The 15,188-nt window shown below is 67.2% G+C and carries 13 protein-coding genes and 1 pseudogene; 10 read left to right on the forward strand and 4 right to left on the reverse strand.

Annotation, left to right across the window (positions count from 1 at the left end):
* Window positions 1-58: 58 nt before the first annotated feature.
* Window positions 59-445, forward strand: a complete 387-nt coding sequence (locus AB0J88_RS04875) for a helix-turn-helix domain-containing protein (protein ID WP_364352417.1) — start codon at window positions 59-61, stop codon at window positions 443-445.
* On the opposite strand, the gene AB0J88_RS04880 is transcribed toward AB0J88_RS04875, so the two are convergent.
* A complete protein-coding gene (locus AB0J88_RS04880) occupies window positions 442-990 on the reverse strand; it encodes a hypothetical protein (protein WP_364352420.1) in 549 nt (182 codons plus the stop codon). The genes AB0J88_RS04875 and AB0J88_RS04880 overlap by 4 nt on opposite strands.
* A gap of 285 nt (window positions 991-1,275) precedes the next feature.
* Here AB0J88_RS04880 and AB0J88_RS04885 point away from each other — a divergent pair, with 285 nt between their 5' ends.
* Together AB0J88_RS04885 and AB0J88_RS04890 are read left to right on the forward strand one after the other, a co-directional pair.
* On the forward strand, window positions 1,276-2,028 hold the full coding sequence (locus AB0J88_RS04885) for a hypothetical protein (RefSeq protein WP_364352423.1): 753 nt from the start codon (window positions 1,276-1,278) through the stop codon (window positions 2,026-2,028).
* Between the two features lie 436 nt (window positions 2,029-2,464).
* Window positions 2,465-5,029 (forward strand): hypothetical protein, encoded by a 2,565-nt coding sequence (locus AB0J88_RS04890; RefSeq protein WP_364352426.1) that lies wholly within the window; start codon window positions 2,465-2,467, stop codon window positions 5,027-5,029.
* Between the two features lie 668 nt (window positions 5,030-5,697).
* Here AB0J88_RS04890 and AB0J88_RS04895 read toward each other — a convergent pair.
* Window positions 5,698-5,882: pseudogene (locus AB0J88_RS04895) on the reverse strand (DNA methylase); the annotation flags it as partial.
* A 511-nt stretch (window positions 5,883-6,393) separates the two neighbouring features.
* Between AB0J88_RS04895 and AB0J88_RS04900 the strand changes: the two are divergent.
* The 6 genes from AB0J88_RS04900 to AB0J88_RS04925 all read left to right on the forward strand — a co-directional run bounded on the left by AB0J88_RS04900 (window position 6,394) and on the right by AB0J88_RS04925 (window position 11,392).
* Entirely contained in the window at window positions 6,394-7,170 is a 777-nt protein-coding gene (locus tag AB0J88_RS04900; RefSeq protein WP_364352429.1) for a hypothetical protein, read from the forward strand.
* Window positions 7,171-7,504: 334 nt separating this feature from the next.
* Window positions 7,505-8,098 (forward strand): PadR family transcriptional regulator, encoded by a 594-nt coding sequence (locus AB0J88_RS04905; protein ID WP_364352432.1) that lies wholly within the window; start codon window positions 7,505-7,507, stop codon window positions 8,096-8,098.
* 102 nt (window positions 8,099-8,200) lie between these two features.
* Window positions 8,201-9,166: an ATP-binding cassette domain-containing protein gene (locus AB0J88_RS04910; RefSeq protein ID WP_364352435.1), complete on the forward strand. Its 966-nt coding sequence runs from the start codon at window positions 8,201-8,203 to the stop codon at window positions 9,164-9,166.
* Entirely contained in the window at window positions 9,163-10,005 is an 843-nt protein-coding gene (locus AB0J88_RS04915; protein WP_364352438.1) for an ABC transporter permease, read from the forward strand. The genes AB0J88_RS04910 and AB0J88_RS04915 overlap by 4 nt, the downstream gene beginning before the upstream one ends.
* A 19-nt stretch (window positions 10,006-10,024) precedes the next feature.
* Window positions 10,025-10,531: a DoxX family protein gene (locus AB0J88_RS04920; protein WP_364352441.1), complete on the forward strand. Its 507-nt coding sequence runs from the start codon at window positions 10,025-10,027 to the stop codon at window positions 10,529-10,531.
* 27 nt (window positions 10,532-10,558) lie between these two features.
* The gene (locus AB0J88_RS04925) at window positions 10,559-11,392 is read left to right on the forward strand and encodes an alpha/beta fold hydrolase (RefSeq protein WP_364352444.1); all 834 of its coding nucleotides are present in this window, start codon (window positions 10,559-10,561) and stop codon (window positions 11,390-11,392) included.
* A 223-nt stretch (window positions 11,393-11,615) separates the two neighbouring features.
* Here the strand turns inward: AB0J88_RS04925 and AB0J88_RS04930 are convergent, their stop codons facing one another.
* Entirely contained in the window at window positions 11,616-12,110 is a 495-nt protein-coding gene (locus AB0J88_RS04930; protein WP_364352447.1) for a hypothetical protein, read from the reverse strand.
* A 406-nt stretch (window positions 12,111-12,516) separates the two neighbouring features.
* Here AB0J88_RS04930 and AB0J88_RS04935 point away from each other — a divergent pair, with 406 nt between their 5' ends.
* Window positions 12,517-13,416, forward strand: a complete 900-nt coding sequence (locus tag AB0J88_RS04935) for a DUF1707 domain-containing protein (RefSeq protein ID WP_364352985.1) — start codon at window positions 12,517-12,519, stop codon at window positions 13,414-13,416.
* Between the two features lie 205 nt (window positions 13,417-13,621).
* On the opposite strand, the gene AB0J88_RS04940 is transcribed toward AB0J88_RS04935, so the two are convergent.
* Window positions 13,622-14,695 (reverse strand): DUF4268 domain-containing protein, encoded by a 1,074-nt coding sequence (locus AB0J88_RS04940; protein WP_364352450.1) that lies wholly within the window; start codon window positions 14,693-14,695, stop codon window positions 13,622-13,624.
* Between the last annotated feature and the right edge of the window lie 493 nt (window positions 14,696-15,188).

Raw genomic sequence — 15,188 nt, forward strand, 5'->3', positions numbered from 1 at the left:
GATCATCGGAGGGTCTACAAAAGGCACAACCCTGTGCCTTACTGACACCAGGGGCACGATGTCGACGTACGAGAAGGCCTGCCTGATCCGAGGCGACGGCGGTCGCGCCATCCGCGGAATCCTCGACCGCATCGGCGACAAGTGGAGCCTGCTCGTCGTCACGACCCTGCACGGCGAACGCTTCCGCTTCACCGAGCTGCTGCACCGCATCCCGGGCGTATCCCAGCGGATGCTGACCTTGACGCTGCGGCACCTGGAACGCGACGGCCTGGTCGCGCGCACGGTGTTCGCGGAGGTTCCGCCGCGGGTGGAGTACGAGCTCACGGCGGTGGGCCGCACGCTGATCGAACCGGCCGTGGCCCTGGCCGAGTGGGCGATCGAGCACAACCCGGACATCGAGATCAGCCAGCAGACGTACGACTCCCGCGAAGGCAGGAAACCCTAACAGGGCCCGCCAACGCCGAGGTCCTCCCGCATGGCGCGGCGCATCTCCGTCACGTGGTCCAAGACTGTTCCGTCGCAGTATTCGACAACAGATTCCGGCTTTGGTTCGCCGGTCGACGACAACGCCCGCAATTGCTGATATCCACGGGCAAGCAGCACATTGAGCCCCGAAGCAAGCGCGAGAATATCGTCGGGCAGAACCATCTGAGCGGTGTCGTAGCGATCCTGGTACGCCAACCACGCGTCACGTGCTTTGGTCAGGTCCTGCTCGCTCGTTCGCATGGTCTCTTTGTGGTGGCGCGCAACCGCGTTGATCTCGTTGCGACATGTGCGAGCCAGCGCGTTGAGGGCGGTGTACTCGGCTCGGCGTTCTTCGAACGTGATGCGCCGACGGGCCTCTTCGCGCTCTTCGCGGCGGATCTCGCGATCCCTTGCGGCGGCGAGCCCACTCGTCCTCGCGGCGGTACGTTGAGCCAGGATCGGTGAAACAAGCGTGCCGATGACTCCGACGGCGGCGACCAGCAGCGCGGTCAGTCCAGCACCCATTCAAGAACACTCCGCTCGCGGGCGATTCCGTCGGTCGTCGTCCGCATCGATACTCGCTGGCCCACAAGCGCCGCGTCAATGAAGCCTGTCAGTATGCGAGATCCCTGAGGCCATAACTCACCGTCGGAGTCCTGCGAGCGGCCTGAACGAGAGCTGGATTTGTGCTGGGAGACGGCGAGCCCTAGCCTGCGCACGAGTTGATCGCTCGGGAGGCCAGCGATCACGGATACATCCAGAAACGTTCGAGACCTGGTCCCGAACGGGGGCAGAAGGGGACAACCTCAGATGAGGACCGTATCGATCAAATGGGCGATTCCGGTCGCCGTCGCGGCTGCGCTGCTCGCGGGTTGCGGTAGCAAGGACGGCGGTACGGCGGGGTCGCCGGCGCCGGCCGCCACCTCCGCTTCGCCGACCGCTGTCGCGCTCGCCGACAAGGCGGGCGAGGAGATCCTGGCGGAGTCCCGGGCCGCGATCGAGGAAGCGAAGTCGTTCCGGCTCAAGGGCAGCGTCGTGGAAGACGGCCAGACCATCGCGATGGACCTCAAGCTCAACGGCGACGCGGTGCAGGGCACGCTCTCGATGGGCAAGGGCCAGGGCACGGTCGAGATCCTCGCCGTCGACGGGCAGCAGTTCATCCGTCCGGACAAGAAGTTCTGGGACGTGAACGGAGGTGCCGGCGCGGGCGACACCATGGCCCAGCTGATGGGCAAGAAGTGGGCCAAGCTCTCCACCAAGGACGAGGACCTGGCGGCGCTGTTCGCGCCGGTGTCCGCCCTCGGCGAACTGCTGAAGCCGGACGGTGGCGCGGTGGTCAAGGGTGAGACCAAGAAGATCGGCGCTGTCGACGCGATCGCGTTGATGGACAGCGCGGGCGCCAAGGAAAAGCTGTGGATCGCGACGACCGGCAAGCCGTACCCGGTGCTGCTGGAGAGCCCGGCCGACGGGACCATGGCGTTCAGCGACTTTGGCAAGGACCCGGGCATCAAGACGCCGGCCGCCAAGGACGTCATCGACTTCGACAAGCTGATCGGCAACTGACGACAGCGCGCCGGCCGCCGGGCAACCGGCGGCCGGTGAACGACCGGGACGATCGTCGTGCGCGTCTTCACGGAGTACCAGCTCGGTGCCGGTGTCGGACAAACACCGCCGTCCGGTGTGGACGGATCGACCGCCGCACCGTCGGCCCGAGAGCTCCCGGGCCTTCGTGACCTCGCCGACGCCGCGGCGGCGCAGCGGTTCCCCGGGAGCGGGCTCGCTATGACCTGTGGGCTGCGCTTTCGGCGAGCGGCCTCGCGTACCGGATGACATCGCTGCCTCTGCGGCGCCAGTTCGGGCGAGCGTCACGCCGGCGGCGGCTACGGGGCTGGTCGTGCCGGCCCAGACACCGTCGGGAGGTCTCTGACCGATCGGCTCTGGCCCATGATCGACTGGCTCGCTACCCTTCAGATGATCATGCTCTGACGGGGGTTGTGCGATGCGGGTTGGCCGCGGCCTGGCGCTGCTGTGTGTCGGTGTGTTGGTGACGGCCGGTCTGTCGGCCGCCGGTGGGAGCGCCGCCGCGGCGGCCGATCCGCTTCCGCCGATCCGGGTCTCGTTGCCGTGCGACGGAACGCCGGACGGCGTCAACGGGAGCTACTGCTCGATCACGAACGCGGTGCGGGCGGCGCAGCCGGGCCAGACCGTCGAGGTGTGGCCGGCCGTCTACGACGAGTCGGTGGTGGTGGACAACTCCGGTCTGCCGGGTAAGCCGATCACGATTAAGGCGCTCCGCGGCCCGGGTCCGCGCACCACCGTGCGGGGCGCCCAAACCGGTCCGGCGTTCCTGGTCTCCGGCGCGCACGACGTCGTCATCGAGGGATTCGACATCGGCATGACCGTGCTCAAGTCCGCCGTACTCGTCGAGAACTCCAGCGATGTCACGGTGACCGACGGGTGGATCCTCGCCTCTCGGGGCTCGGCCGTCGAAATCAAGGGTGACTCGCACCGGGTCACCGTGAGCGGGATGCTCGCCCGCAGCACCAACGTGTCGGTGTTCGCCGTGCACGACGGGGCCACCGACACCATGCTCACCGGCAACAGCCTCTTCGCGCAGACGGCTCCGAGCGCTTCGCCGGTGGCCATCGCCGTCGACGGCGCGCCCCGGACCACGATCACCAACAACACGATCGTGACCGACTGCCTGGCGGGCATCGCCGTACGCGGTGCTTCGGCGGGATTCGGTCTCTACAACTCGATCGTGCGGACCAACCAGCCCGGCCTGACCGGACGCTGTACGGCCTCGTCGGGCCAGACGTCGGCGACCGCGACGCCGGTGTCGGTCGACGGCGCGGCCGCGACCGACAGCCACGTCGACTACAACGTCATCGACCCCGGACACGGTGGGCCGCTGTACGCGTGGGGCGGCACGGCGTACGCGAACCCGGCCGATCTGCGCGCCGCGACCGGGCAGGCCGCACACGACATCGCGGCCGACCCGTTGCTGGCCGCGAGCAACCAGGAACCGGCCGGATGGGCCGTGCGGGCCGAGTCGCCCGCGATCGACTCAGCTCTGGCGAACGCACCGGGCCTGCTGAGCCGGGACCTGCGCGGCAACCCGCACGCTGACAACCCGGACGTCCCCAACGTGGGCGGTGGCTACGTCGACCGTGGCGCGACGGAACTGCTTCCGGCTCCTCAGGTCACGTCCGCCATCACTCGGGCCCCCGATGGCGGCAGTCTCGACGCGGTGGCGACCGTGACGGCCACCTACCCGTGGCAGACGGACGGGCCGGCCGGCACCTTCAGCTTCGCTCAGCCGGGCCGGTTGCCGGTCGTCAACCACACCGGCAGCGCGCGCTTCACCTTCGAGAAGCTCGGGCCTGCGTGTGTCGAGGTGCAACTCAGCACCGTGGGCTTCCGTTCGTCGTACCCGTACGTCGAGGCCTACAAGGCCCGGCCGTGCGTCGTGCTCGGCGCCTCGTTAACACCGGTGACGCCGCGACGCCTGCTCGACACCCGAGCCCTCAACGGCGCGCCACTGACGGCGGGCAGTGAGGTGCGCCTCGAGTTGCCGGCGCCGATGTCGACGGCGGCCGCCGTCGTCCTCAACGTCACCGTGACCCAGCCCACCGGCAACGGCTACCTGACCGTCTACCCGGGCGACGGAGACCGGCCGCTGGCATCCAACATCAACTTCCTGCCCGGCCGGACGATCGCCAACCTGGTGACGGTCCCGGTGGGCGCCGGCCGCGTCAATCTGTTCAACGGCAGCGGGGGCTGGCTTCATGTGATCGTCGACGTCGCCGGCTATTACTCCAGCACCGGCTCCGGACTGACGGCGGCGAGCCCGGTGCGGGTCCTCGACACCCGTGGTGCGATCGGCGTGCCCGGCACGACGCCGGTCGGTCCCAACGGGAAGGTGACGGTCGACCTGTCGGGGCGGGTGCCGGCGGGCACGACCGCGGCCGTGCTCAACCTGACCGCCACGAAGCCGACGACCAGTGGCCACATCACCGTCTTCCCGCCCGGCGCGGCGGTGCCGACCACGTCGAACGTCAACTTCCTCGCCGGCGAGACGGTGAACAACATGGTGATCGCACCGGTGGTGAACGGCAAGGTCGCGTTCGCCTTCGGTGGCTCGGGCACCGTACACCTGCTCGCCGATCTGACCGGTTGGTTCGGGTCCGGTGGAACCGACACCTACCTGCCGACCGCGCCGACCCGGATCCTCGACACCCGCACGACGGCAACCTCCGTCGGCCCGGGACAGACGGTACGGGTCACGGTGAACGCCACTGCGTGCGGCGCGACGCCGTGCCCGCGCTCGGCGGTCGTGGCGAACCTGACCGTGACCAACGCGAAGGCGGCTGGGTATCTGTCGGTCTACCCGTTCGGCCAGCCTCGCCCGGTCGTGTCGGCGCTCAACTTCACCGCCGGGCAGACCGTTGCCAACCTGATCACCGTCGGCCTGGGTCAGGACTCGTTCCTCGTCTACAACAGCGCGAGCAGCCCCGTCGACGTGGTCGTGGACCAGGCCGGGTTCTACGTTTCGCCGGCCTGACCCCATCCCGCACGGCGGCCTCTGACTCTATTCCGATCGGCCAGCGCCCATGATCGACTGATTCGCAGGTCCCCAGATGATCACGTCCTGCTTGGGGCTGTGCGATGTGGGTTGGCCGCGCGGGGTGGGCTGGGCCGGCGAGGTTCCGAGGTCGGCGGCTCGTCTTCAACGAAGGGGGATCTGGCTCACCTCGACCGGCGCCGAGTCGACGTGCGCTACCGCAGCCTCGACGTGGTCGAGCGCAAGCTGGCCGAGGCGCGACTGCCGTGCCACCTCACAGTTCCACGCCGCGCCGACAGGCCTTGCTGTCCGAGATCTGATGCCCCTCTTCGCCACCACGGCGAATCGTCTCGATTCGCGGGGCGCGCCGGGGAGCTGGCAGAGGCAGCCGACGCCCTGGCCGCACACCGTGTGGCGGCGCCTGAGCCTCCCGCCCTAGCCCTGCCGCGTGGACGTCGAGATAGACAGTGACGCTCAGCCCCGGACGGAAGGCCCCGCAAGGAGCGCCCCCCACATCTGCGAGTTGGGGGTGAAGTTGAAGATGGAGCAGACGACTGACGGTCGCCTGAGCTCGTTTGCGTCGTCCACACCGGAGTGATCGTGTGCGAGCCTCGGGCGCCGGCGATTGCCTGAAGGACGGCCGCCGAGGTCGGCGTCGGAGAGAAGACGGGTACGAAATCGAGAAGCCGGGTGGCGTTGCCGACTATGACCTTCGCCGTGCCGCTCGCGCCTGGGACGCGGCGTGGGCAACGTTCGCTTCGGCAAAGGCCGTGAACCGGCCGAGGGCGTCCCGACCGAGATGCATGGCTTCGACGAGCGTGGTCCCGCACCCACATGTGGGGTCGAGGACCAGCCGGCGCCGTCGACTGGCCCGGCCATCAACCTCGCATCCACCAAATACGCAGCCGCTGGGCCCGCGCTCGATCGAACGGGTTCGGCGAGCGGGACGAGCGCATGAACTGCGGCGCGTTAAAGCGGAAACGGCATCCCACCCGGCACTTGCTCGACAGGCGACCGAGAATCGCCCGCAGGCGGGCGCAAACCTCCGGATCGGCCAGGTCACCGCCGCCGCGAACGCGAACCGGTCAAAGAGGGCCAGCGCCCACGACTGGGCGGCGTCCCGGGGCGGAGCCCCGCGGCGTGGGGTCTGGGGCTCGGGTCCCAGGCAAGAAATAAGCACAATTTCTCGCTCGCGGAGCGATCGATAAATTGTGCCCCCGGCGGGATACAGCCCACAACTGCGCACCGTCTGGCCGGTTGTCCCTGGTCACGGACGTGTATGTGGGCGATTGACCGCGCCGTAGGGGGTCGCTGGGTGGGCAGCTGGTGTGGGGACCTGCGCACGGGGTGGGTAGCGTGAGCCGATGCGTTCAGTGGCAGACATTCGGCGACGCTGGCTCGACCGGGTGCCGCCGATGGTCACGAGGCCCGGGATGTGGGCGAGCAGCGGGCAGGCGTTCGACTGGATGGCCAGGGGCCTTCTCGCGGATCTATGTTTCCTTGACGAACGCGACGCCGACCAGGCAGCGGTCGAGACGATGCTCAGCTCGTACGGGAAGCTGGGCGTTGCTGGACCCTTCATCGCGATGTTCGGCAAAGACCGTAGCTGTGTGGCCGAGGTCGCCTCAGTCCTCGCAGAACAGTTCCACCGCCTGGCTTACCTTCAGGTGACGCGGCTGCTCGACGCAGACGAGTGGGACCACCTCAACGCGGGCCTCCTGCAACGATTCGACGGGCAGGACGTTCGTCGCAGTGAGGTCGAAGCCTGCTACGGGCCGCCTAGCCTCGTCATTGAAAAGCGTGTGCTCTGCTACGCCAGGGCTAACAGGCCCGGCTGGCTCTTCTTCGACTGCTTCGAAGACCAGGGATCCGGGGAGTATGTACCGGGTGCGGGCCGCTACGAGTGGCGACGGAACGAGGATCTGTTGGTGCGAGCGGTACGCCGTCCCGCACCAGACTTCGAAGCTGGCCTCGTCCTGACGCTGTACGGCAAGGTCATGCGGTGGGGACCCGGCTGGTGGCTCGACCAGGCCGATGGGCTGTCCGACGAACAGCAGGCCATTGCCGCCCAGCTACGCGCTGTCCGAGCCAGTGACCCATCCCAGTCGCTACATACTCGCGATGACGACCACCGGCGCTGATCCCAGGAGCGTCCGGCCATATCGTCCTCGATGAGGTAAGGCTCTACGCTTCGATCCCGTAGACGTTCGCGGTCAGCTGAGGGTTCGTCGGCGAACCGGCGGCAACCGTCAGCCTCGCAATAAGAATCGGGTCGGTGGGTCGAGCGCAGGTTCGACCCCACCTCGACAGCCGAAACGCGCCCCCATGGCTTTGGAGGTCTCCACCAGCACCGTTTGTAGGTCAGTGCTGACACCACCCGGCCCAGGAGGGCACCCTAGTGTTGGTGGGAGTTGACTCCACCCTGGCGGGCGCGCAAGCGGAGCGAGTCCGAGCAGATTGATCGGAGGTGGGCGCGTGTCGGCGACGAAGCTCCTGGTGCTCGGTATCGTGCACCTCTCCGGCGGCGCGCATGGCTACCAGGTGCGGTCCGAACTGCAGAGCTGGCGTGCGGAGATTTGGGCCAAGATCAAGCCCGGCTCGATTTATCACGCGCTGAAGAAGGCGTCGGCTGATGGCCTCCTCACCGAACACGCCGAGCCGGGCAACTCCGGGCCGGAGCGCGTTCTGTACCGCGCGACAGCTCGGGGACGTGACGAGATAGTCAAACTGGTCCGAGACGGTCTGCGGCGCACCCACGACCCGGACATGCTCAACGCGTCCATCGCCATGTTGCCCATGCTGACCAGGACAGATGCCATCGCGCACGTTAACGAGCGGGTCGCGCGCCTGGAAGCGGAGCTCGTAGAGCAGGCCAAGTGGCGGGAGAACCCGAGCCCCGGCATTCCCGAACACGTCCGCGATCAGGCCGAACTGTGGGCGGGACACGCACGCACCGAACTGGAGTGGGCGAAGAGCCTGAGCAAACGACTGTCTGAGGGCGCCTACACCATGGCCGATGATCCGGGTTCGTGGCGAACGGTCCCCGATCCCCTCAAGATGCGCTTCTAATCAACCTTGACTAGTCGTTCCTCCTCATGTACTTTGGCCAAGTAGTCAAACTTGACTAGTTCAACCAATCCGTTCGCGACACCGAGAGAAGGACTCGAACCCATGGGAAAGCTCGCGATCGAGACGAGAGGGTTGAAGAAGAGCTTTGGCAAGACCCACGCGGTCGCCGGTGTGGACCTGGCCGTGAGCGCCGGGGGCGTGTACGGCGTGCTCGGCCCGAACGGGGCGGGCAAGACCACCACGATCCGCATGCTGGCCACGCTCCTGCGCCCCGACGCCGGAGAGGCGCAAGTGCTCGGCTACGACGTCGTGCGTGACGCCCAGGCGGTGCGGAGCAGGGTGGGCCTCACCGGGCAGTTCGCGTCGGTCGACGAGGACCTCACCGGGGTGGAGAACCTATTGCTGCTCGCCAGGCTGCTCGGCTACTCACGCCGCCGAGGCAGGGAGCGGGCGACCGACCTGCTCGACGCGTTCGGTCTTGCCGGCGCGGCCGACCGGCAGGTGAAGAAGTACTCCGGCGGGATGCGCCGGCGCATCGACATCGCGGCGAGCCTGGTCGTCACCCCCGAACTGATCTTCCTCGACGAGCCCACGACCGGGCTCGACCCGCGCAGCAGGAACCAGGTGTGGGAGATCGTCAGGGGCATGGTCGCCGAGGGCGCCACCGTGTTGCTGACCACGCAGTACCTCGATGAGGCCGACCAGCTGGCCGACCGCATCGCGGTGATCGACCACGGCAAGGTCATCGCCGAGGGCTCCAGCGGCCAGCTCAAGGCATCGGTCGGCGCCGGCTCGCTGCACGTACGCCTCCGTGGCCCCGAGCAGCGGGCCGAGGCCGAACGGGTCCTCGCCGGCGTCCTCGAGGTGCCGGTCGAGCCGTCCGCTGACCCGGCCGCGCTGTCCGCGCGGATCTCCGACCCCGAGCGGGTCACCCGTTCCCTGGCCGAGCTGTCCCGCAGCGGCATCGACGTCACCGAGTTCGCGCTCGGTCAGCCGAGCCTGGACGAGGTGTTCCTCGCCCTGACCGGACACGCCGCCGAGGAGACACCCCAGGAGGATGCCGCATGAATGCCACGACCGCAGAACAGGCGTCGGCGCCGGTCACCGAGGACGCGCTGCGCAGTGTGCTGGCCGGCGAGCGGCCGTCTAGCCCCGGTCCGGTGCTCACCTCGTTGACATTCGGCTGGCGCGCTTTGCTGAAGATCAAACACGTCCCGGAGCAGCTCGTCGACGTGACCATGTTCCCGATCATGTTCACGCTGATGTTCACCTACCTGTTCGGCGGCGCGCTCGCCGGGTCGACACAGGCGTACCTACAGTTCCTGCTGCCCGGCATCCTGGTGCAGGCGAACGTCATGATCACCATGAACACCGGCATAACGCTGAACACCGACATCCAGAACGGGGTGTTCGACAGGTTCAGGTCACTTCCGGTGTGGCGACCCTCCCCGCTGGTCGGCGCCCTGCTCGGCGATGTGATGCGCTACTCGATCGGGTCGGCGATCGTGATCACGCTCGGCCTGGTCCTAGGGTTCCGGCCGGAGGGTGGCGCCGTCGGCGTGGTGCTCTCGGTCGCGCTGCTGCTGGTGTTCTCATTCTGCCTGTCGTGGCTGTGGACGATGCTCAGCCTGATCCTGCGCACGCCGAACTCGGTGGCGGGGGTCAGCATGATGGTGATGTTCCCGCTCACGTTCGTGAGCAACATCTTCGTGGACCCGAAGACGATGCCCGGGTGGATGCAGGCGGTCATCGAGGTCAACCCGATCACCCACCTGGCAACCGTGGTACGCGGCCTGATGCACGGCTCGGTGCCCGCCGGGGAAATCGGCTGGGTGCTCGTCTCGTCCGTACTTCTGGTCGCGGTCTTCGGTCCCATCACCATGGTCCTCTACCGCAACAAGAAGTAGATGCCGCTACCGCGAGCACTTGGTCGAAATCAACTCCGACAACCCGGCCTACTCGGCCAATTCCATCACCGGTACCAGGCCCGGACACGACAAGGGGAGCCGAATGAGCACCATCCCCACGAACAACTCGGAAACCGTTGCGCACACGCCCGGGCGGGCGAGCAGCATCGGGGTCTGGATTCTGCAAGTCGTGCTGGCGGCGACAATCGCCGGCGGCGGAATCTCGAAGCTCGCCGGCGACCCGGTCATGGTGGACATGTTCGCCGACATCGGGGCTGGCCAGTGGCTCCGGTACCTGGTCGGAGCGCTGGAGGTCGCGGGAGGGGTTGGACTTCTGATCCCGGCTCTAGCGGGCCTGGCCAGTCTCGGGTTGGCGGCATTGCTGACCGGTGCTGTCATCACCGATCAGTTCGTGCTCGAGCAGAGCCCTTGGCAGCCGCTCGCCTTTCTCGTCGTGGCGGCCGTGATCGCAAGGGCGCGGTGGTCGCGCACCGAGGCCGTTGTCGGCACGCTGCTCAGGCGCTGAGACAAACCTCTCGAACGGAGATGTGAGATGAACGAGATGGCCTTTCGCGTGACATCAAATGATGGCACCACCATCGCCTACGGCAGGGAAGGAAGCGGTCCGGCCGTCATTCTGGTGGGCGGGGCACTCGACGACGGGGTGGAGAATGCGCCCTTGGCGCCGGCTCTCGCCGAGCACTTCACGGTCTACAACTATGCCCGTCGGGGACGCGGCGCGAGCGGCTTCACCGAGCCTTACGCCGTGCAAAGGGAGATCGAGGACCTGGATGCGTTGATCGCGGAGGCGGGCGGCTCGGCACACCTGTTCGGGGCGTCCTCTGGTGGAGCGCTGGCGTTGGAAGCCGCCGCGGCCGGGTCAGCCATCGACACGATCGCCGTGTGGGAGGTGCCCTACGTGGTCGGAGACGACATACGCCCGCGATTCGAGGAGTACATCGCGGACACCCGACGCGCCTTCGACGCCGGGCGAGACGAGGAGGTTCTCGAACTGTTCATGCGCATGTCCGGCGCCTCCGACGACAACATCGCGGCCAGGAAAGCGGCAGGCAAGCAGACGGCGCATTGGGCGCATTCGGTCGCCCTCGCGCCCACGCTGGTCCACGACAGCGTCTTCCTCAACCGCTACCAATTGCCGGCCGATCGACTGGCAACGGTCACCCAACCGGTCCTGGTCACCACCGGAGGACCGATCACGGTCCCCTATATGGCAGGCCTGCCCTCGGACTTTTTCGACCGCGCAGCCGACGAGCTTGCAGACCTACTACCCCACGCTCAACGGGAGACCCTCGAGGGGCCGGATCACGTCGTCGACCCACAGACCGTCGGCCCGCTGTTGCTACGGTTCTTCAGCAGCGAACACTGAGGGGCCCGCGAGGTGTTGCGGGAAGACCGATTAGGCACCGCGCAAGCAGATCTTCGTCGCGCCAGAAACACGGGGCGGACAGGTGGTGTCGAGGTTGATGTCGTCGGCGGCATCACAGGCCTGACCCTGGGTGTGCTCGTCACCAACGCCTTCGTCGCCACGCAAGGCCGGGCCGTCGTACTGACCTGGGCTTCAGTGGGACTCGACCTGGCCTACTCGCGGCTCATCGGCTCCGTCGTCGGTCGTACCCCGCACTCCGGGCCCGCCTCAGTACCGCCCACCGAACCCCTGCGCAGCACATGACCAGGCACCTCGGTACGGCCAGTAATTCCGGGCTGTGGTCGCATGCGGTCACGCTGGGGTCGAAGTCGGCGCGTCGGCTGGCGAACAGGACTTGCTGTTGCTGGGCCGCAAACTGGGCCGTCTCGGCGTCGTCGGCGATCTGCCGGTCGAGGTCGGCTTTCAACTGCTCCGCGGACATCGCGGGGTGGTCTGGCTCGGCCCGCTGCCAGCGGCCCATGACCGCTATCGCGGCGTCGAGTTCCGCGGCTCGGTCCTCCGCAACCCAGGGGCTCCAGCCCGCCAGGTCGTGGATTGCTCGGAGCGTGGCGCGCGCCGCGGCCAACTCCGCCTCCGTGGACGGTCCAGCACCCGGTCTGGGCTTCCACATCATCGCGTCGACCACCACGACCTGGTCGCTGGTTTCACAGCTGATCACCTGGCACCTCCTGTCTGCGCCGACCGGTACGACCGCATCCTTCCCGCCGCCAGCCACTACTGAGCCGGGGCTCGCTCAATCGAGTGAACTGCCCAACGGCCGGCGTTGAGAACGGGACGCTGTCTGAAGGTCCGTGGCGCCTGCTGGCTGGTTAGGCGTGCGGGTGTCATTCGAGCGATAGGCGTAGACCGTGCGTCGAACTAGGCGCGGCCGATGGTTAACGTCCAGACATGGTGACGCAGCGGCTGGTGGTGACCTGGTGACGAGTTACCGACGTCGCGGGCATTGGCGAACGGGAAAGGGCGGCACCCGGCATTGGGTGAGTGCCCATGGGGTGACGCGCTCGTCTGGCATGTCGTCGGCGTCGCTTCGGCGGAGCTACGCGGGGTCACCTTCAGAGGTGGCCATGGGGGTGGGGTGGATCAGCCCGAATGCCCGCTGTCCGGTTTGCGGGGCGTCGGTCTACTTCTACTCCAGTGGGCACGGCAGCCGCGTCTTCTTCGATGAGATCGGGCCGCCTTGGCCTAAGCATCCGTGTACCGACGATCCGACGCGGCGAGTGACGCTGGCAGGTGGGCGTCAGGCACCGAGCCTTCGCGAATTCAATGCCACGCGGTCCGCCAGCACGGTGCGCGATCGTCGGTGGAAGCTCTACGCGATCACGGGCATCACGATCGAGGACGGCCAGTCACGGATTGCTCTCCAGCGGATCGATGCGTCTACACCAGGGCCCGATTGGGCCGCCTCGGAGCCGCTGCCATCGCGGGTGGGCGACGTTGTCTTCGTACGGGCGTATCAGATGTCCTACTTCGACATCGACGCGTGCGAACCCGCAGTCGTCGAGGATGCCAGGCGTGCGGCCCAGATCGCTCGGAAGCTGGTCACCGATCGGGACAAGGACCACGTCATGGGGATGATCAACGAGCGGGTCGCCGCGGGCGAGATGACGCTCGACGAGACGACGGACGTGGTGCTTGCGGTCCTGGCAGCCCGGACCCGCGGGGAGGTCGCGGCCGCTCTCGAGATCGGAGTGACGGACCTGAAGGTGGCGCCGGCTCGGTTCGGCGACCTGTGTCTGCTTGCGATCGCTCTCGTGCTGGTGGTCGCGGCGACCAGCATTGCTGAGGGTGGACGGTCTTTCCAGTTGATGCTTCCTGGGTTGGTGCTCATGGCGGCGGCGGTCTACCGCCTCAAACCCGATCTGGATCGTGCGTCCAGGATTTCCTTTGCTGTGGTGACGGCCCTGGTAGCGATCTGCCCCGCCGGTGTGCTCGGCGGTGCCATCCAGACCGAGATCCTCCAGTGAGGAGACGCCGGGCGTGATCGCCGCCTCAATCTCAACCAGTTTGCCTACCGCTAGCTCGGATTCCGCTTAAGACGCAGGCAAGCGGCACGGCAGTGACGTGGCTTCCTTGCGCAGCGGTGGTCGACCGACCGCTGGCCGCGATGGCCGCGATGACCGTTGGCCTGGACCTTGGTCCGTCGTGCCAATGGGATTGGTCCTGGATGGTTCAGCCTTCCTGGCCGGCGAGGCCGCCGATGGTACGGAGGGCGTGGCGGATACGAGACCCCGCGTCGAAGAGCCAGGAGATGTAGTCCTCCCAGCTGTCGGTGTCTTCGATTGGGCTGTTCGGTCGGTCATCCGCGATACGGCAGGCTTTCTTGCCTTCTAGCGGTTGCCAGCTCAGCGGCTGGCCGTAGGCGTCTTCGAACTGCGGGCGCACAGCGGCCAGGCGGTCGAACGCTGCCCGGTTCGCGGCGGCGTCTTGTGAGCCGAAGTACAGCTCGCTGCGCAGTGCACGCGTTGCGGTGAACGAGTAGCCGTACGAGGCGATCGTCGTGCCTGCGGGCAGTGTCGTCCAGGACGCTGTCGTCGGGATGGTGGACCTTGTCCAGGTAGGGTGCTCGGTCTGGAGTCGTTCGAGCATGCGGCCCCAGAAGCGCTGGTAGAGGGCTGCCCGCGGCGTCAAGGTGTTGGGGCCGGTGGTGCTGCTTCGAACTTGTTTGCCCCAGTCGTTTGGCTGCGCGACGAGCCGGAACAGTGGTGCAGGCGGGGATGCGCCAATCCGGACGACGCCGATCTCGACGCCGAAGAATCGTGTTTCCTCGGAGGTCCGTTCGTTGAGCCAGGCCAGCGCAGCGCGGTGCTCGTCGCGGAACCGTGGCGCGCACCAGACGATGGTGGTGGGGCTGGTGCCGCCGGCGTAGGTGAGCAACTGGCCAAGGTGTGTGTGGTCGGTGGCGTCGAGCTGGTTTTCGACAATTACTCGGTCGCCGGTCGACAGGTCCGTGCCGATGAGGTCTAGTGCGAAGCCGCCGACCTTGTGCTCGGCTTCGGTGAGCTCGAGGTCCATGCCGAGGGCTTCGCCGAGTACGTCGGCGTTCTTTAGGAGCCATCGCGTGAAGTCGTGCGCCTCGTGCTTCCACACCGTCCGCGGGTCAACGGTCTCCAAGCGACCGAGCAGCCGACCAGGGTCTGCCTCCGCGGCACCCATCGACTCGGATGGTCCTCGCGGAGCGGCGACCCGATCAGTTGTTGCTTTTTCTTCAGGTTTGACCGGTGGCACCGATGTGTCGTCGGGCATATCTCGTAGCCTGCCATTTACGTGTTTGGAGGGATAGCGAACGGCGTGGTGGTCAGTTGATCGAGCACAAGTTCGAGCCCTACCTCGACGCGACCGTCACGACTCGAAACGCGCCCCCAGACGCGTCAAGGCGTAGGTCCTGAGCTGGGCCAACGAGGCCAAGGCGCAGGTCTAAGAGTGCGGCGGGATACACCCCACGACTGCGCACCGTTCAGGCAGTTGTCCCTGGTCACGGACGCGTACGTCGGTGATCGACGGTGCCGCAGGAACGTCTGAGGATATCCCGGCACTATCCCGCCGTCGCTCGCCGCCGACACGAGTTCAGTTCGGCGATGGAGCGAGGCGCGCACGTTCGCTCCACGCACTCGAGCCATGCGCGTCCGCAAACGCAATCCCGCGTTACCAAGTTTGATCGAGCACAGGTTCGAGCCCCACCTCGACACGGTTTCACGACCCGAAACGCGCCCCGAGACGCGGTGTGGCACAGGCCCTG

The organism is Asanoa sp. NPDC049475, assembly GCF_040676915.1.
In the GTDB taxonomy this organism is placed as follows: domain Bacteria; phylum Actinomycetota; class Actinomycetes; order Mycobacteriales; family Micromonosporaceae; genus Asanoa.